Consider the following 17,442-nt stretch of genomic DNA (forward strand, 5'->3'; position numbering starts at 1 on the left):
CGTTTGAAGGCGCTGATGTCCTCTTTTCATTTAAGGCATCGGCAAGGGTCTGTAATTTTCCCCCATTTGTTTTTAAGCGGAAATCAGGAAAATAGCCGTAAAGCCCGAAAATAATCTTTCTGGCTTACAGCTCAATAACTTAGCTTGAAAATTGGTTACGCAGAAACCCGCGCTTCCCAGGTAATCTCTGCCCCGGCTCTTCGCAAGGTCTCTGCTACAGAGCAGTATTTTTCCATGGACAACTCGCAGGCGCGCTCGGCTTTGGCCACGTCATGCGGACCCTGCATCTCAAACACCACGTGTACTTTCTTCCACAGCGAGGGTTCTTTGCCAGTTTCCCGCTCGCCGGTGATCTCCATCCGGAAAGCCGTCAGTTCCTGCCGTTGCTTTTTCAGGATCATGGCTACGTCTATACCGCTGCATCCGCCCAAAGCCATGAGCATCATCTGCATGGGACGGGCCCCAAAGTTAATTCCACCGCTCTCTGGGCTAGTATCGGTCCTAAGAACGTTTCCGTTGGCGTCTTTTGCCTCGAAGCCATAGTCGCCCCCCACCCGGTTCATCTCAATTCTTATCATTTTTATTACGATTTTACGCCTGTAGCCCTTTACTTTGTAAGTTATAAAGGTACTACATGAATTATTTTCAATATAACCAACCTTTTGAATTAGAAGGAGGGCAAACACTTCCAGAAATCACAGTGGCTTACCACACCTTTGGTAAGCTGAACGCAAATAAAAGCAATGTGGTCTGGATTTGCCATGCTCTTACCGCTAATTCCAACGTGTTGGATTGGTGGGACGGTATAGTGGGGGAAAGTAAGGTCATTGACCCTGAACAACATTTTATTGTATGCGCCAACATTCTGGGCTCTTGCTACGGTAGCACCGGCCCTCTGAGCACCAATCCCCAGACCGGGGCACCCTATTATAGTTCGTTCCCGCAGGTCACCATCCGCGACATGGTACGGGTCCACATCCTGCTGCGCGAACACCTGGGCTTGGAGAAAATCCATATTCTGGGAGGAGGCAGCTGTGGTGGCTTTCAAGTTTTGGAATGGGCGCTAGCAGAGCCTGAAGTCATAGATAACCTGTTTCTTTTGGCTACCGCCGCCGCTGAAAGCACCTGGAGCATAGGCATTCATACCACGCAGCGCCTCATGCTGGAAGCCGACGGTACTTGGGGAGAACCCAGCCCTACCGCGGGAAGTAAAGGCCTCAAAGCCGCTCGCGCCCTAGGCACGCTCACTTACCGCAACTACCAGATTCTGGCCCAAAACCAAACCGACCCAGACCCTGAGAAACTAGACAATTACCGCGTGTCTTCGTATTTGAATTACCAAGGCGATAAGTTGGTGAATCGCTTCAATGCCTACAGCTATTGGTTCCTGACCAAGGCCTTGGACAGCCACAATCTTTCCCGCAGACGCGGTGGCCGTTTAGAGCCTGTTTTAGCAGAAATACGCCAAAAAACGTTAATTATTGGCATCAGCAGTGATATCCTTTGCCCGGTGCAGGAGCAGCAGTTTCTAGCCCAGCATCTGCCCAATGCGTCTTATGTAGAGATTGACTCTAACTACGGTCACGATGGGTTTATCATTGAAGGTGAGAAGATTTCCCAGCATTTCTCCGCCTGGTACGCTGAGGTGCAGAAAGAAAACCAGGTTACTACGGGCTCTATCCTTTCGGTATAAACTTCAAACCCTATAAAGCGATTGGGGGCTGTTTTTAAGAAAACAGCCCCCAATCGCTTTATAGGGTTTTATTCTTTAGAACAGGCCTACGGCTTTCAGCAGGATGCGAAGGCTCCAGATAATCACCAACGATCCTACGGCAATGAACATGGTTTTCATGGGCAGCCTACCCGCCAGCCTTGCCGCAATAGGGGCCGCCAGCATTCCGCCTATTACCAACCCCACGATAACTTCTAGGTGGCTCAATCCTAGCATGGTGAAGAAGGTAAGCGCGCTGGCAAACGTCACAAAGAACTCGGTGATACTTACCGTCCCGATCACGAACCGCGGTGTGCGGCCTTTGGCAATGAGCGTGCTAGTCACCAGAGGCCCCCAACCGCCGCCGCCAAAGGAATCCAGGAAGCCGCCTGCTCCGGCCAATACTCCGGCCATCTTAATCTTCTTACGCTCTTTGTTTTTCTTGAAGGCCGTGTAGATGATTCGGGCGCCTAGCACTAGGGTATACGCCGCTAAGATAGGCCGCACGTAGTTTGCGTACTCCTCCCCTACTTTCGCCAAAAGCCAGGCCCCCACAATCGCGCCAATGACGCCGGGTACCAGTAGTACTTTGAACAACTTCCGGTTCACGTTCCCAAACTTGTAATGACTGAAGCCCGAGATTCCGCTGGAGAAGATCTCAGCAGTATGGATGCTACCGCTGATGGCTGGGAGGTTCACGCCCAAGGAAAGCAACACCGTGGTACTGGTCACGCCGTAGCCCATGCCCAAGGCCCCGTCTACCATCTGGGCCAGGAAACCTGCAAACACCATCCAGTAGAAGATAGGCTCAATGCCACTCACATAGGTAGAAACTTCCTCCATGGTAATGGCCGAAAACGCAAAACGCCCTAGAATCATAAAGAAAAACGCCAGCGCGGCACCGGAGGCAATCTTCTTCCAAGGCCTTTCTTTGCGGATGGGTGCGTTCTGCGGTCTTTCTTTCACCGCTAACACCTTGGTGATATCATTTAGCTGGTGCACTTTGGCCGCGAAATCGCCTTGCAGTCGGTTTCTGATCTGCTGTAGGTTGTCTAACACCTGGTCCAGTTCCTCAGGCAGAACCTCGTTAAACGTTTCCTTCAGGCGCTTGGCCATGGTAGGCGATTTGCCGTTGGTGGAGATGGCGATTTTCAGGTTCCCCTTCCGCACGACGGAGCTGAGGTAAAAATCGCACAGGTCAGGGGTATCGGCTACGTTCACCAGTTTGCCCTGCCGTTTGGCTTCTAGGCTGATGGCGCGGCTCACCTCACGGTCATTCACGGCCACAATCACAATATCGGCCCCGGCGACATCCTCCCCACTAAAAGCTTTGGGCACCAGGGAAATGTTATGGTTTTCCTGGGCCAATTGCAGCACCGCCTCATGGAACTGGATAGCTACTACTTTGATGGTGGCCTTGGGAGAGTTCTGCACCAAAGCCGTCAGTTTTTCCAGGCCCACATTGCCGCCGCCTACTACCAACACGCTTAGATGCTCCAGTTTCAGGAAAACCGGGAACAGGTCATTTTGCTCTTTGATTGTAGTAGTGGACATGGTCATTGTAAGTCTTGGGTTTGTAAAAAACAGTGGCGCGAGACTTGGGTCTCTTGAGGCAGGAAGAAATAAGGCGTAAGACCTACCTGCTGCTTCAGCCAAATGCACAAGGAATACAATCTTGGAGGAAGCATTAAATTAGTTTATTTATTGATGAACAGGAAATTATGCTACCACTTCTTTAGCAAAACTCTTCTCTACCTGAAGATTCTTCATTAAAAGAACACCATAGATGCCTTTTTGATCTTGTGTTACCTAGAAGGTGGCGTTTAGGGCCCGTTCTTTGAGAAACGGGTCCTAAACGCCTTTCCTGTTCTATGAAAGTTAGTTCAACAACGCACGGTAAGCGAAGTCTCCGAACCGTTCACCGGCTAATCGGTTTTGCTTGAAGAGCCCGAAGGCGGTATCCAATTCCTGCAAAATGGCGGCCTCGTCTAAGTTCTCTTTGTAGAGTTTGTTCAGGCGCTGGCCCTGCTCATCACCCCCCAGGTTGAGGTTATAATGGCCCGGAGCCGTACCCACAAACCCAATCTCAGAAAGCACTGAGCGGCCGCATCCGTTAGGGCATCCGGTCATTCTAATGATGATCTCTTCGTCTTGCAATCCGTGGTTTGCCAGTACGCCGTCAATCTTGGTGATCAGATCCGGCAGGTACCGCTGCGCCTCGGCCAAAGCCAACGGACAGGTAGGAAGAGCCACGCAGGCCATCGCGTTTTTGCGGATAACAGAGGCTGCCTCGGTATGCGGCACCACGTTGTGCTTCACCAGGATCTGCTCAATTTCAGCTTTGTTTTCCTCGGTGATGTCACTCAAGATCACGTTCTGGTTACAGGTAAACCGGAAGATGGCTTTGCCGGTCTGGGCTACCTCCAGCAGGGCAGATTTCAAGGCTGCCGTGGGCAGGTCTGTGATGCGGCCGTTTTCCACGAACACGGTGTAATGCCATGAGCCAGTGTAACTCTGCGCCCAGCCGTAATGATCTATCCGGGTTTCCAGAGCATAGGCACGTGCCGGTTCCAGCGGAAATCCGGTGCGTTTCTCCACCTCCTGACGGAACACGTCAAGCCCCATATTGTCAACGGTGTACTTCAGACGTGCCAGTTTACGGTCAGCGCGGTTCCCGAAATCACGTTGCACGGTCAGGACCTCGTACACCGCTTTGAACAGCTTCTCGTCAGACTCCTCGGTGCTCACAAAGCCAATCTCCGAGGCCAGACGTGGATAGGTCTCCGGGTTTCCGTGCGTAAAAGACAAGCCTCCACCCACGGCCAGGTTAAAGCCTTTCAGCTCCCCGTTCTCAATGATGGCGATAAGGCCTAAGTCCTGGGCAAATACATCAGAGTCATTGTTAGGCGGAATCACCAAACCGATCTTGAACTTGCGCGGAAGATAGCGGTCTTGGTACAACGGATCCTCTTCTTCTACCTTATCGTAGATTTTCTCTTCATCCAGCCACACATCATAATAAGAGCGGGTTTTAGGCAGCAGATATTCACTGATTCTATCAGCGTACTGGTAAATGCGCTCATGCAGGGGTGACTCCAGCGGGTTGGCAGAAGACACCACGTTGCGGTTCACATCACCACAAGCGGCAATAGAGTCTAAGCCAGCTTGGTTAAAGGCCTTGATAGTAGGCTTGGTTTTGGATTTCACAATCCCGTGCAACTGCAGGGTCTGGCGCGTGGTGATCTTGATCACGCCCGTTGAGTTCTCACCGGCAATGTTGTGCGTGGCAATATATTGCTCTGGGGTCATAACACCGCCGGGTAAGCGCAACCGGATCATGAACGAATACAAACGCTCTAACTTCTTAGCGGCTCTCTCCTCGCGACGGTCACGATCGTCCTGCATGTACATGCCATGGAACTTCACCAGCGCGGTATCATCCTCGCGGATGGCCCCCGTGATCTCGTCTTTCAGGCTTTCCTTCAGTGTGCCGCGCAAGCCTTGGCTCACCTCTTTTATTTTCTCTATAGGAGACAGATTCTTTTTCTCAGTTGACATGGTAACTGTCTTTTAGATGAACAGGAAAGCTCCTGCCATTGATTTTTGGTTTCTGCTTCTAACCTGTTTTCAGGTAAACAGGCTAGAAGCAGAGATTCATTTTCGCACCTTTCGCTGGCACAAGCCGGAGACTTTCGCCAGCATCAAAACGGTTTTCTAATACACGTCTTTCAGGTAGCGGCCTTCTTCTTTCATTTGCTCCAGGTACACGGCGGCCTCTTCTGGCGAGGAACCGGCACCCAGGCCGATGATCTGCAACAGCGTGTTCTCCACGTCTACGCTCATGGGTTCTTTGGCACCGCACACGTACACGTACGCACCGGAAGAAAGCCACTCATAGAAAGCGGTGGCGTTTTCCAGCATCTTGTGCTGCACGTACACTTTTTCTTTCTGATCACGGGAGAAAGCACCATTGAAGCGTGTCAAGATACCCGTTTCATACCAGCTCTGGATTTCGGTCTGATACAGGAAATCGGTCGCAAAATGCTGGTCTCCGAAGAAAAGCCAGTTGCGGCCCTCGGCACCAGTAGCATCACGCTCGGCCAGGAAAGAACGGAACGGCGCCACGCCGGTGCCTGGCCCAATCATGATCACGTCTTTGTCTGCGGCTGGCAGTTTGAACTGATTGTTCTTATGAATGTAAAACTCCAGTGGTTGGCCTTCTTTCTGCTCAGAAAGGTAATCTGAGCAATGTCCGCACAGCAGTTCGTCGTTGATTCTGAACTCATCGCGGGCAACCGTCACGTGAATTTCACCGGAGTGTGCTTCTAACGAAGAAGAAATAGAATATAGTCTTGGTGCGATGGGCTCCAGCACCTGCAACACCTCCTTAAACTGCTCGGCGTCTTTTACCGGGTAGATTCTTAAAAGGTCTAGCAAATCGATGCGGGTGGCTGGGATGTCCTGCTCCACCACCTCGGCATATTTTTTCACTACGCGCTCTGGCAGGTAGGTGATGTTCACTTTGTCATGCAACAACTCTCGTACGGTAGACTCGCCGTTACGGTGGGTCACCTTCTCGTCTGGCGAGATGCCTGTGATTTTCAGGATAGCCTCTACGGTAAAGGGCCGGTTTTTAGGAACCACCCCCAACGCGTCGCCAGGCTCGTAGGCCAGGTCTTCGGCTTCGATCTCAATGTGGTGGGTCAGCTTATTGGAGCCCACGTCATTCAGGACGATGTTGGACAGGATGGTTCCCTGGTAGATTTTCTTGCCAGCTTTTTTGGCAGGAGCCGGCGCGGTGGCTGGGGCTGATGCCGGAGCCGAGGAGCTGTTCAAAGTCTCCAACACGCTCTGGAACCAGGCGTTGGCTTCGTCCTCGTAATCTACGTCGCACTTCTGGATAGGCACCAACGGGCTACCACCCAAACGCTGCAGTTGGGCATCTACGTCTTCGCCGGCTTTGCAGAACAGCGGGTACGACGTATCGCCTAAAGCCAGCACGCTGTATTTCAGTTTGGGCAGCTTCTTATCAGTTTGGTGCACGTAATCGTAGAATTTCTGGGCGCCAGCGGGCGGATCTCCCTCACCTTGCGTGCTGATCACGGTCAGGAAGTATTCCTCCTTTTCCAAGTCATTCAGGCGGTACTGGTCCAGGCTCACCACACGGGCATTAATGCCGTTTTTCTTCGCTTTCCCAGCCAAGTCCGTGGCCACACGCTTTGAGTTACCGGTTTCGGTACCATAGGCAATGGTCACTCGGCCAATGGCAGGCTTAGACGCATCGGCAACGGCGGCTGGTGCGGGAGTGGTGCCCCCCTGGAAAGAAACCAGTGCCGACAAATAACCGCTCATCCAGATCAATTCTTCTTTAGATGATTGGCCAACCAGGTCCTGTAAGGCTTTTAGTTTAGCTTCTGCTAGCATAACTTTAAAATTATTGAAGTACCAAGCCCACTTGTTCAGTGACCGGTTTAAAGTAATATTCTCTACTTGGGTTGTTGGTGAACCACTTAAACTCTTGATGCAGGTTCACCACTTTGCCAATGATCACCAACGAGGGCGACACAAACGATTTGCCACCCAGGTTCTTTTCATAATCGTACAAACTACTGGTTTGCACGTGCTGCAGGGGTGTAGTGGCTTGCTCTACCACGGCCAGCTGCTTCTCCTCGGCAATACCGTGGCGCGTGAGTTTCTCCACCACCTCGGCTAACCGCTCTGACGACATGTAGAACACCAGCGTGTCCTCGGTCTGAGCCAGTTCCTGCCAGTAAGCATCGGTGAGTTTGCTGTAAGTGTAGAAGGTGAGGAAGCGAACGGCGGTGGAATGCTGACGGGCTGTTAGTGGAATTCCTGCATAAGCGGCGGCACCCAAGGCAGCCGTAATACCGGGGATAATCTCGTACTCAATCTCGTGGGCCACCAAGCTTTGCAGTTCATCCAACACGTTGGAGAAGATAGACACATCGCCGCCCTTCAGGCGCAACACATTTTTGCCCAGTAAGGCATACTCCACCAGCAGCTCGTTGATAGTAGCCTGCGGCGTAGTGCCGTGGCTGCGGCACTGCTTGCCCACGTACACGATCTCGGCCGAGGGTGCAGCGTAGGTTTCCAAGATCTCCTCGCTCACCAGGCGGTCCACCAGGATCACCTCGGCTTGGCGCAACGCTTTCACCGTCTTCACCGTGATCAGGTCAGGGTCACCGGGACCGGCTCCTGCAATGATCACTTTTCCTTTCTGCTGCGTTGCTTGCATGTTTGTATTTATCAGTCCGCCGGCTCTGGTAAAGGAACCGGCGGTAATGGTATTTTGACTGTTCTGTTTGAAGGCAGTTTTCTAGATTTCGGGCCAAAAAGGCTTTTCCTGCGGTTCGGTAGTGATCATACACGCTCCAACGGTCACGTTGCTGGTTTCGTCGATCAAGATGGCACCGCCGTTGGATCTTAGCTTCTGGTAAGCGTCAAACGCGATAGGCGAGGCCGTTTTAATGGTGGCTTTCACCACATCATTCAAACCAGCCGATACCGGAGATAGTTCTTTCTCCAGGGTGTTCACGTTCAATTTATATTCCAGTTCTTTCACCACGCAGCGCACGTTGCGGCTGTTGATCTGGAGCAGGTACCGGTTGCGCGGCGACAACGGCGTGTTGCTCATCCAGCACAGCACCACCTCAAATTCCTGGGCCACCTGTACCGGGGCATCCTGCTTCACGATCACGTCGCCACGGCTAATGTCCACGTCATCTGCCAGGTGCAACACAGCACTCTGCGGCGCAAACGCCTCAGTCACCTCTTTGCCGCCTACTTCCACTGCTGAGATGGTGCTTTCAATGCCCGAAGGTTGTACCACCACTTTGTCACCTTTGCGGTAGATGCCGCTGATGATTTTTCCGGCGTACCCACGATAATCGGGCAGCTCCTCCGTCTGAGGACGGATCACGTACTGCACCGGGAAACGGCCTTCGGTGAGGTTGATGTCTTCGTGCACTTCCACGGTCTCCAGCACGCGCAACAGGGATTCACCCTCGTACCACGGCATGGCCGAAGATTTCTCCACAATGTTGTCGCCGTTCAAGGCACTGATGGGTATGTAGGTCACATTTTTCAAGCCCAAAGAAGACGCCACTTGTGAATAGTCAATCACGATGTCGTTGTACTTGTCCTGGGAGAAATCCACCAGGTCCATCTTGTTAATAGCCACCACCACGTGCGGCAGGTTCAACAGGGACACAATGATGGAGTGACGGCGGGTTTGCTCTACCACCCCATGGCGGGCATCAATGAGGATGATGGCTAGGTCTGAGTTAGACGCGCCCGTCACCATGTTGCGGGTATACTGGATGTGGCCCGGGGTATCAGCGATGATGAACTTACGCTTAGGCGTGGAGAAGTACTTGTAGGCCACATCAATGGTGATGCCTTGCTCCCGCTCAGCACGCAGACCGTCGGTTAACAAGGCCAGGTCAACCTGACCCTCTTCGCGGTTTTTGGTGCTCCGCTCAATAGCTTCCAACTGGTCTACCATGATGGACTTACTGTCATACAGCAAACGCCCGATCAGTGTGCTTTTGCCATCGTCTACGCTCCCGGCGGTTAAAAATCTTAGAATATCCATTCTTGTAAGGAGTTCTGAGGTTTGAGTTCTGAGTATCGATTCAGTTTAGAAGCTGTTTTAAGAAAATCAGCTTCTAAACAGATCGGTGCTCTTCACCCAAGCACTCTTTCAATATCTATCATCGGCAGCATGCCGAAACTCTTCATTTATTCAACGTTGAGGCGGAGGTTAATAATTCTATCATTCCCTCCAACCCTCATTTACTAGAAGTAGCCGTTCTTTTTGCGGTCTTCCATGGCAGCCTCAGAAACGCGGTCGTCAATGCGGGTTTGACCGCGCTCGCTGGTGTTGGTGGCGATGATCTCGTTGATGATGTCGTCCAAGGTAGAGGCGCTGGACTCTACGGCGGCAGTACAGGTCATGTCGCCTACGGTACGGTAACGCACGGTTTTGCGGGAAACCACATCATTGTCATGCAGGGTGATGAACTCGTTAGTGGCTACCAAACGGCCATCAAACTCCAGCACTTCGCGCTCATGGGCGAAGTAGATAGACGGCAACTCAATCTTCTCGCGGCGGATGTAGTTCCAGATGTCCAGCTCGGTCCAGTTGCTGATCGGGAACACGCGCACGTTTTCGCCTTTGTTGATTTTGCCGTTGTAGGTGTTCCAAAGTTCGGGGCGCTGCAACTTAGGATCCCAGGAACCGAACTCGTCACGCACGGAGAAGATACGCTCCTTGGCGCGGGCTTTCTCCTCATCGCGGCGGGCTCCGCCAATGCAGGCGTCAAACTCAAACTCCTCAATGGTGTCCAACAAGGTGTAGGTCTGCAGGCCGTTGCGGCTAGGCAGTTTTCCTTTCTGCTCGGTGAGGCCTTTGGCTTTGATGGTGTCTTCCACGTTGCGCACAATCAGTTTCTCTCCAATGGAGCTGGCCAAGTAATCTCTGAAATCTAAGGCTTCCTGGAAGTTGTGGCCAGTGTCAATGTGCACCAACGGGAAAGGAAACTTGCCGGGTCTGAAGGCTTTCAATGCCAAATGCACCAACACAATAGAATCTTTTCCGCCGGAAAACAACAGGGCCGGACGCTCAAACTGACCTGCTACTTCTCTGAAGATGTGAATCGCTTCTGATTCCAGCTGGTCCAGGTAATCTAATTTATATGAACTCATAGGTACTATGTCTATTCTTTCTACTTGGCCAGTTCCGGGGCAACCGGAGCCGGCGATTCAGATACGTGTAAGCCACACTCTTTTTTGCTGCTGTCTTCCCACCACCAACGGCCGGCCCGGAAATCTTCGCCCGGTTGGATGGCGCGGGTACAAGGCGCGCAACCAATAGAGATAAAGCCTTTGTCATGCAGCTTATTGTAAGGAATATTGTACTGCTTAATGAAGGCCATCACTTCCTCGGTAGTCCAGTACAAAAGCGGGTGAAACTTGATAAGTTGGTTTCCCTCGTCCCACTCAAACTTTGGCAAGTCGCTGCGGCCCTGAGAGTGCTCGGCTCGGAGGCCGGTGATCCAGATAGAGTTGCCCTTCAAAGCCCGCTTCAACGGCTCCACTTTTCTGATGTGGCAGCAGTCTTTGCGGTTCTGGGTAGACTCATAAAATGAGTTAGGACCAGTGGAAGACACAAAATCCTCCAGCATCTCATTGTTAGGATAATAAGGCTTGATGCGGGTATTGTACGCCTCATTGGTGCGGCTCCATACCGAGTAGGTCTCGGGAAAAAGCCGGCCAGTATCCAATGTGAAAATGCTGATGGGGAACTGGTTTTCCAGGATCTGGTGGGAGATCACCTGGTCTTCAAAGCTGAAGCTTGAAGAAAACGTTACCTCATTAGGATAACGGTTGACCAAAAGCGCGAACGTTTGGTCTATGGTTAAGCCTTCTGTCTCTTGGATAAGTTGAGACACCTGCTCTTTTGATGAAGAGGCCATGGCAAGAAATAACTAAGTAAGAAAATTGAATGAAAGGTGCCGTATAGGCAATAGGTAGTTGGGTATCTCTAAGGGCTAGAGACAACAGCAGCATGAGCTGCAACAGCAGAAGCGCATTCGCTTTATGTGAGAAGAAAAGACCATGTAGTCTATTGTCTTAATTCTGGCTGTTAAAAGGTGACGCAAAGATAGGTAGCAAGCTTTACAAATCAAGTTTTCCTATCAATTTAGTAGAGTTTCAGACTTAAAAATCAGCAGGTTTCCCTGCCTTTTGTTTCAAACTCCGCTATAGAATCATCTAAGCCTTAACGCATTCTTAAATTACAGTGTTCCCTGTAGCTACATCTTTTTTGAAATTCAGCTTAATTAACGCTACGCAACCAAGGCCACGAGGTGCAAGGAACTACGGTATAAAAAAGAGCCAGGTAAAAAATGCCTAACTTCACCCCTTCACACCTTACCCCTGCATGCAGACCTTACAACAACTACAAGCCGGTGAACTCCTGGGCACCAGACGCTTGCAACTATCCTGTAGCTTAACCGAGTTTCCGCTCCAGATTTTAGACTTAGCCGATACCCTGGAGATTCTTGATCTGTCTGGCAACCAGCTCAGGCATCTGCCGGAAGGAGTTTCCAGCCTGAAAAACCTGAAAATTGCCTTTTTCTCTGACAACGATTTTACCGAGTTTCCGGCAGTGCTGGGCCATTGCCCCAAGTTGGAAATGATCGGGTTCAAGTCGTGTAAGATCCATACCGTTGCCGAGGGCGCTCTTCCTCCCCTCACCCGCTGGCTTATTCTCACCAACAACCAGATTTCGGAACTACCCCGTTCTATTGGTACCTGCAGCCGCATGCAAAAGCTGATGCTGGCCGGAAACAACCTCAAGCGATTACCCGAAGAACTGAGCAATTGCCAGAACCTGGAACTGCTACGCCTCTCAGCCAATGAACTCACAGAGCTCCCTAATTGGCTTTTCACTCTGCCGCGTTTGTCCTGGTTGGCGATCTCGGGAAACCCTTGTACCCGGCACCAGCAGGTGGTAGCAAATCTGCCTGAGGTCCCGTGGGGCGAACTGGTGCTGGAAGAAGTCTTGGGGCAAGGCGCTTCTGGCATCATCTCCAAGGCAACGTGGCAAGGGGCATCCCCCGTTTCTGGCCCGGTTGCGGTAAAAGTGTTTAAAGGCGAAGTCACCAGTGATGGCCTGCCTGAGGATGAAATGCAAGCCTGCATGGCTGCCGGTTCTCACCCCAATTTGGTGCAGGTACTCGGGAAGATAACTGATCATCCGGCGCAGAAACAAGGCTTGGTGTTGGAGCTGATCCCAGACGGGTACCGGAACCTGGGCATTACCCCCAGTTTTGAGTCCTGCACTCGCGATGTATACCCAGAAGGCACTCATTTTCCGCTACAGGAGGTTATCCAGATTGCCAAGGGGATTGCCTCGGTTGCCGTCCAGTTGCACGCGCGGGGCATCATGCACGGCGATCTCTACGCCCACAATACTCTGGTTGACGAAACAGGGCATCCCCTTTTCGGGGATTTCGGGGCTGCCACCATCTACGACAAAACAGATTCTGAAAGGGCCGCTGCCTTGGAGCGCATAGAAGCAAGGGCTTTTGGCTGCCTCCTGGAAGACTTGCTGGACCATCTTTCCAATGAAAGAACGAATCAGGAAGTGGTTACGGCATTGCTACAGCTGAAAGAAGACTGTATGCAGCCAGCCGTTCTGCAACGGCCAGATTTTGAAACCATTTTGAGCAGAATTGAGCAAGCTGCAGGTAAACCAATGCCATAACAAACCTGAACCGCGGAAGCATTTTCAGACACCTTCCGGTTTATAAAATGTCACTTTGCAAACGCTATTGCCACCGCTTTTTGAAATAAGCTTCTCCTGATTTATGGCCTGTTTTCCAGAAAATGGCTTGAAATCAGGAGAAGAGAAGGAAGTGTGTAAAAATTAGGAAACCTCTATACCTCCAAAACGGTACACGGTAAATCGAGCACCGGCAGGCAATCCCGGTGCCAAAAGCAAACCGTATGGCGAAGCACACCTATGACATGGGGCTTATTGGCAACTGCGCTTACCTGGCCCTTATCCACAAAGACACCAATATTGAATGGCTCTGCTGGCCTCGTTTTGACAGCAGCTTTGTATTCGGTCCCTTAATGGACCGCAAAAAAGGGGGAGAATACTCCATCAAGCCCGATGCTGAAAATTATACATCGCATCAGTATTATATGGAGAACACCAACATCCTGTGCACCGAAATCACCTGCCAGGATGGTTCTTATCGCGTCACCGATTTTGCCCCTAGATTCCGGCAAAACCAGCGCTACTACAAACCTTTGATGCTGATCAGGAAAGTGGAGCCACTCTCTGGTTCGCCCCGCATCAAAGCCACTTGCCGCCCCGTGGGCAATTACGGCGAGTTTCCGCTGAGCAGAAGACGCAGCAGCAACCATATCGCGTTCCTGGGCTTGGACGAAGAAGTCCGCCTGACCACCAATGCCTCTTTGAGCTACATTCTGGAAGACCAGTTCTTTGTTTTGAACGAGACGCTGTACTTCGTGCTTACCTATGGCGCGCCGCTGGAGGCCAACCTGGAAAGCACCGCCGAGGCCTTCCTGAGCCAGACCAAACGGTACTGGCGCAATTGGGTGAAGAACACCAGTATCAGCAATTTCTTCCAGGAGCAGGTGATCCGTTCGGCCTTGGCTTTGAAAATCCACCAGTACGAAGACACCGGTGCCATTATTGCCTCGCCTACCACCAGTTTGCCGGAGCACCCGGGCAGCGGCCGTAACTGGGATTACCGTTTCTGCTGGATGCGGGACACCTACTACATCCTCAACGCGTTCAACAACATCGGGCACTTTGAGGAGATGGAGCGCTATTTCCATTTCATTGCCAACATCACCGCCAAGGACACCCAACGGTACCAACCGTTGTATTCTATCAGCGGCCAAAGCAAACTCACCGAGATTGAACTGGAACTGGAAGGTTACCTGGGCAACAACCGCCCTGTGCGGATAGGTAATGACGCTTACACGCACATCCAGAACGATGTTTACGGCCAGATTCTGGTAGCCCTGCTCCCGCTGTATGTAGACCGCCGTTTCAATGACGCAGAGCGGATAGAATCTAAAAAACTGATCACCAAAACACTGGAGAAAATACAACAGACCATGAACGAGCCCGATGCCGGTTTGTGGGAGTTCCGTGATTTTGCCCAGTACCATTGCTATACGTACCTGTTCCATTGGGCCGGGGCCTCAGCTGCCCGCAGTGCCGCCCACTACATGGGCGATGAGCAACTAGGCCAGTTGGCCTCCCAACTGATGGAGGAAGCCGCCGCTAAAATTGAGGAGTGTTTTGACCCGGCTCAGGGCGTGTACACCCAGGCCATTGGCAAAACGCACATGGATGCCAGTACGCTGCAGCTCATCATGATGCACTACCTTGATCCTGCCTCTGAAAGAGCCAAAACGCACCTGGAGGCCATGGAGAAAGAACTCAAAACCCCAGAAGGTCTGTTCTACCGCTACAAACACGCCGATGATTTTGGGGTGCCGCAAAGCACGTTCCTCATCTGCGCGTTCTGGTACATTGAGGCGCTGGCTTGCGTAGGCCGCATAGAGGAAGCAACCGCGGAGTTTGAGAACATTCTTAAATACACCAACCACCTGGGCTTACTCAGCGAAGACGTAGACTCCAAAGACGGTAGCCAATGGGGTAACTTCCCGCAGGCGTACAGCCACGTGGGTTTATTGAACGCCGCATACCGCATCTCTAAACGCCTAGATAAACCTTCGTTCCTGTTATAGAATAGGCTTTAATAAAACAAGAAAGGCTTACCACTCTGGTAAGCCTTTCTTGTTTTATAGGGTTTGGTGCTAGTTTTCTGAAAACATGCGCAAAGCCATCTTTAGCGGAGGCTACTCTTCCACGGCACACATGGCCTGCAACAGTTTCCGGACTTCTTTGGAGTTGTTTAGGTTGAACCGGGCCAAAGAGCGTTTGCTGCCCACCTTGATGGTGTACGCCTCTTTGGGCATGATTCTGAACATGTCTTCATCGGTGCGGTCATCGCCAATGCCTAGCAGGAAATCATGCGGGTGCTCTTCCAACCAACCCAGGGTGGCCAGTCCTTTGTTCACCTCTACATTTTTAATCTCCAGCACTTTATCGCCTTCCATCACTTGTAGGTTGATATTGGAGGCCAGGTACTGAAGGTGGTTTTTCAGTTCGCGCGACCGCAATTCACCTAGCCCCGGATCTACTTTTCGGTAATGCCACACCAATGAAAAGTCTTTTTCCTCAATGAAAGAACCGGGGGTCCGGCTTACCAACAGTTCTAGAATGGGCCTGATCTCGGTTTTCCAGTCACTGGTGAGATGGTGCAGCATTTGCCACTCCTGCCCTTGGGTTCTGGCCCACACGCCGTGCTCGGCAATAATGTCAACTTCTAGGTGACCCAACCATTCCTCTAAGGTGGCCCGGTCACGGCCACTGATGATCACTACTTTGTTATGTTCTTCCTGGGCCAGGCAGCCTAACACCTGCAGCAATTCACGGTCTGGCTTGGCGTGCTTGGGGTTGTTGGTGAACGACGTGAGCGTCCCGTCATAATCCAGGAAAAGAATGCGTTGCGAGGCATTGGAATAGGCTTCCAGCAACTCGCTGCGCTCTTCCTCAGACAGGTACTCGGTGGCCAGGCTCATCTGCTTGAGTTTGATGTAATCCAGGCGGTTCATGAAAATACTGACCCAGTGGTGGATGTCATAGCGTTGCAAGATCTCCTGCATGTGCTGCATTCTGAGTTTCTGCTCCTCCTCGGGCATGACCATGGCTTCCTGCATCGCTAGCACCATCGCGCCCAAATCATTGGGGTTGATGAGGATGGCATCAGACAATTCTTTGGCGGCACCGGCCATCTCACTTAAAATCAGGACCCCGCTCTGGTCAAGCTTGCTGGCCACAAATTCTTTGCAGACCAGGTTCATGCCATCGCGCATAGGTGTTACCAAGGCAATATCCGCCAAGGCATACAGCGCCGAGAGTTCCTCTAAAGGGAAGGAGCGGTAGAAGTACTGAATGGGGTTCCAGGTGATGGTGCGGTAAGAGCTGTTGATGCGACCCACCAGTTCATCAATGGTTTCCTTCAGTTCGCGGTACTGCTCCACCTGGTCGCGGGAAGGGACCACCAGCATAAACAAGGTCACTTTCTCCCGAAATTCTGGGTGCTCCTGCAACAGCAACTCAAACCCTTTGAGGCGCTGCGGAATACCTTTGGAGTAATCCAATCGGTCAATAGACAACATCACCTTTTGGTCATGCAAGGCCTCGCGGTATTCGGCCAGCTTTTCTTTCATTTCCTCTGAGGCCGCTAGGGAAGCATATTTCTCGTAGTCAATGCCCATTGGGAAGGCATCTACCATAATCTGGCGGTTACCATTGTCAATGATGCTCTGGGATGAACTCCAGCCCACAATGCGGCTCACCGAACTCAGGAAGTGGCGGGCATCGTCAAACGTGTGGAAGCCCACCAAGTCAGCCCCCAGCATGCCTTTCAAAATCTGTTCGCGCCAGGGCAACAACCTGAACACTTCATACGACGGAAACGGAATGTGCTGGAAAAACCCGATGGTGCTGTCTGGCAACGCCTCCCTGAGCAGGGCTGGTAACAGGAGCAATTGGTAATCATGCACCCAGATGGTGTCACCGGGCTCGGCGTGCTCCATCACAGCCTGGCAGAACTTAGCGTTCACCTGCTGGTAAGCTTCCCAAAAGGTGTCATCGTAGACCGCATATTGGCTGAAATAATGAAAAGAGGGCCAAAGCGTCTCGTTGCTGAACCCCTCGTAAAAATCCCGGATTTCGCTTTCGGTCAGGAAAACGGGCCGCATGCTTTGCTCAGGAAGGTCTTTGGACACCTGCTCCTGCTCGGCCTCATCGGTGAAAAACGTGCCGGGCCAGCCAATCCAGATGTTGTCATCCGTTTTGTAGATAGATCCTAATCCGGTGGCCAGACCTCCTTCACTGGTTTCATAGGTAAGTCCTTCTTCTGTACGCTGTACTTTGATAGGAAGCCGGTTAGAGATGATTATGGTCTTGGGCATACGTCTGGATTTAGTTGTAAGCAAATCATAAAGAACCGGGCACCTTCGGTTTTGAAGGCCTAGGTTCTCCTGTAAAGAGTTCTCTATTTACTCCCTTTTAGCCGGTTAGGTTG

At 51.7% G+C, this 17,442-nt stretch carries 12 protein-coding genes; 3 read left to right on the forward strand and 9 right to left on the reverse strand.

Features of this window, described 5'->3' with window-relative positions:
* Positions 1 to 155 precede the first annotated feature (155 nt).
* The gene (locus tag ACW9SV_RS03070; protein ID WP_479555266.1) at positions 156 to 578 is read right to left on the reverse strand and encodes an OsmC family protein; all 423 of its coding nucleotides are present in this window, start codon (positions 576 to 578) and stop codon (positions 156 to 158) included.
* A 56-nt stretch (positions 579 to 634) separates the two neighbouring features.
* Between ACW9SV_RS03070 and metX the strand changes: the two genes are divergently transcribed.
* A complete protein-coding gene (gene metX / locus ACW9SV_RS03075; protein WP_479555267.1) occupies positions 635 to 1,693 on the forward strand; it encodes a homoserine O-acetyltransferase MetX in 1,059 nt (352 codons plus the stop codon).
* Positions 1,694 to 1,768: 75 nt separating this feature from the next.
* Here the strand turns inward: metX and ACW9SV_RS03080 are convergent, their stop codons facing one another.
* The 7 genes from ACW9SV_RS03080 to ACW9SV_RS03110 form a co-directional block, all read right to left on the reverse strand.
* Positions 1,769 to 3,265, reverse strand: coding sequence for a TSUP family transporter (locus ACW9SV_RS03080; protein WP_479555268.1), 1,497 nt, complete (start codon positions 3,263 to 3,265; stop codon positions 1,769 to 1,771).
* 324 nt (positions 3,266 to 3,589) lie between these two features.
* Positions 3,590 to 5,269 (reverse strand): assimilatory sulfite reductase (NADPH) hemoprotein subunit, encoded by a 1,680-nt coding sequence (cysI, locus tag ACW9SV_RS03085; RefSeq protein WP_479555269.1) that lies wholly within the window; start codon positions 5,267 to 5,269, stop codon positions 3,590 to 3,592.
* Positions 5,270 to 5,425: 156 nt separating this feature from the next.
* Positions 5,426 to 7,135 carry a diflavin oxidoreductase gene (locus ACW9SV_RS03090; protein WP_479555270.1) on the reverse strand — a complete coding sequence of 570 codons (1,710 nt, stop codon included), beginning with the start codon at positions 7,133 to 7,135 and terminating at the stop codon, positions 5,426 to 5,428.
* Between the two features lie 10 nt (positions 7,136 to 7,145).
* Positions 7,146 to 7,967 carry a uroporphyrinogen-III C-methyltransferase gene (gene cobA, locus ACW9SV_RS03095; RefSeq protein WP_479555271.1) on the reverse strand — a complete coding sequence of 274 codons (822 nt, stop codon included), beginning with the start codon at positions 7,965 to 7,967 and terminating at the stop codon, positions 7,146 to 7,148.
* A gap of 81 nt (positions 7,968 to 8,048) precedes the next feature.
* On the reverse strand, positions 8,049 to 9,326 hold the full coding sequence (locus ACW9SV_RS03100) for a sulfate adenylyltransferase subunit 1 (RefSeq protein WP_479555272.1): 1,278 nt from the start codon (positions 9,324 to 9,326) through the stop codon (positions 8,049 to 8,051).
* Positions 9,327 to 9,529: 203 nt separating this feature from the next.
* Positions 9,530 to 10,438 carry a sulfate adenylyltransferase subunit CysD gene (gene cysD, locus ACW9SV_RS03105; RefSeq protein WP_479555273.1) on the reverse strand — a complete coding sequence of 303 codons (909 nt, stop codon included), beginning with the start codon at positions 10,436 to 10,438 and terminating at the stop codon, positions 9,530 to 9,532.
* Positions 10,439 to 10,458: 20 nt separating this feature from the next.
* A complete protein-coding gene (locus ACW9SV_RS03110; RefSeq protein WP_479555274.1) occupies positions 10,459 to 11,208 on the reverse strand; it encodes a phosphoadenylyl-sulfate reductase in 750 nt (249 codons plus the stop codon).
* 467 nt (positions 11,209 to 11,675) lie between these two features.
* Between ACW9SV_RS03110 and ACW9SV_RS03115 the strand changes: the two genes are divergently transcribed.
* Together ACW9SV_RS03115 and ACW9SV_RS03120 are read left to right on the forward strand one after the other, a co-directional pair.
* The gene (locus ACW9SV_RS03115) at positions 11,676 to 13,004 is read left to right on the forward strand and encodes a leucine-rich repeat-containing protein kinase family protein (protein ID WP_479555275.1); all 1,329 of its coding nucleotides are present in this window, start codon (positions 11,676 to 11,678) and stop codon (positions 13,002 to 13,004) included.
* Between the two features lie 242 nt (positions 13,005 to 13,246).
* Positions 13,247 to 15,034: a glycoside hydrolase family 15 protein gene (locus ACW9SV_RS03120; protein ID WP_479555276.1), complete on the forward strand. Its 1,788-nt coding sequence runs from the start codon at positions 13,247 to 13,249 to the stop codon at positions 15,032 to 15,034.
* 111 nt (positions 15,035 to 15,145) lie between these two features.
* Here the strand turns inward: ACW9SV_RS03120 and ACW9SV_RS03125 are convergent, their stop codons facing one another.
* The gene (locus tag ACW9SV_RS03125; RefSeq protein ID WP_479555277.1) at positions 15,146 to 17,329 is read right to left on the reverse strand and encodes a bifunctional alpha,alpha-trehalose-phosphate synthase (UDP-forming)/trehalose-phosphatase; all 2,184 of its coding nucleotides are present in this window, start codon (positions 17,327 to 17,329) and stop codon (positions 15,146 to 15,148) included.
* Between the last annotated feature and the right edge of the window lie 113 nt (positions 17,330 to 17,442).

Source organism: Rufibacter sp. JT20002, assembly GCF_056491185.1.

Excerpts from the sequence above, each read along its gene's own strand:
- ACW9SV_RS03080 (WP_479555268.1), bottom strand. The coding sequence starts at position 3,265 with ATGTCCACTACTACAATCAAAGAGCAAAATGACCTGTTCCCGGTTTTC.
- ACW9SV_RS03120 (WP_479555276.1), top strand. The coding sequence starts at position 13,247 with ATGGCGAAGCACACCTATGACATGGGGCTTATTGGCAACTGCGCTTAC.
- metX (WP_479555267.1), top strand. The coding sequence starts at position 635 with ATGAATTATTTTCAATATAACCAACCTTTTGAATTAGAAGGAGGGCAA.
- cysD (WP_479555273.1), bottom strand. The coding sequence starts at position 10,438 with ATGAGTTCATATAAATTAGATTACCTGGACCAGCTGGAATCAGAAGCG.
- ACW9SV_RS03115 (WP_479555275.1), top strand. The coding sequence starts at position 11,676 with ATGCAGACCTTACAACAACTACAAGCCGGTGAACTCCTGGGCACCAGA.
- ACW9SV_RS03110 (WP_479555274.1), bottom strand. The coding sequence starts at position 11,208 with ATGGCCTCTTCATCAAAAGAGCAGGTGTCTCAACTTATCCAAGAGACA.
- ACW9SV_RS03125 (WP_479555277.1), bottom strand. The coding sequence starts at position 17,329 with ATGCCCAAGACCATAATCATCTCTAACCGGCTTCCTATCAAAGTACAG.
- cysI (WP_479555269.1), bottom strand. The coding sequence starts at position 5,269 with ATGTCAACTGAGAAAAAGAATCTGTCTCCTATAGAGAAAATAAAAGAG.
- ACW9SV_RS03100 (WP_479555272.1), bottom strand. The coding sequence starts at position 9,326 with ATGGATATTCTAAGATTTTTAACCGCCGGGAGCGTAGACGATGGCAAA.
- ACW9SV_RS03090 (WP_479555270.1), bottom strand. The coding sequence starts at position 7,135 with ATGCTAGCAGAAGCTAAACTAAAAGCCTTACAGGACCTGGTTGGCCAA.
- ACW9SV_RS03070 (WP_479555266.1), bottom strand. The coding sequence starts at position 578 with ATGATAAGAATTGAGATGAACCGGGTGGGGGGCGACTATGGCTTCGAG.
- cobA (WP_479555271.1), bottom strand. The coding sequence starts at position 7,967 with ATGCAAGCAACGCAGCAGAAAGGAAAAGTGATCATTGCAGGAGCCGGT.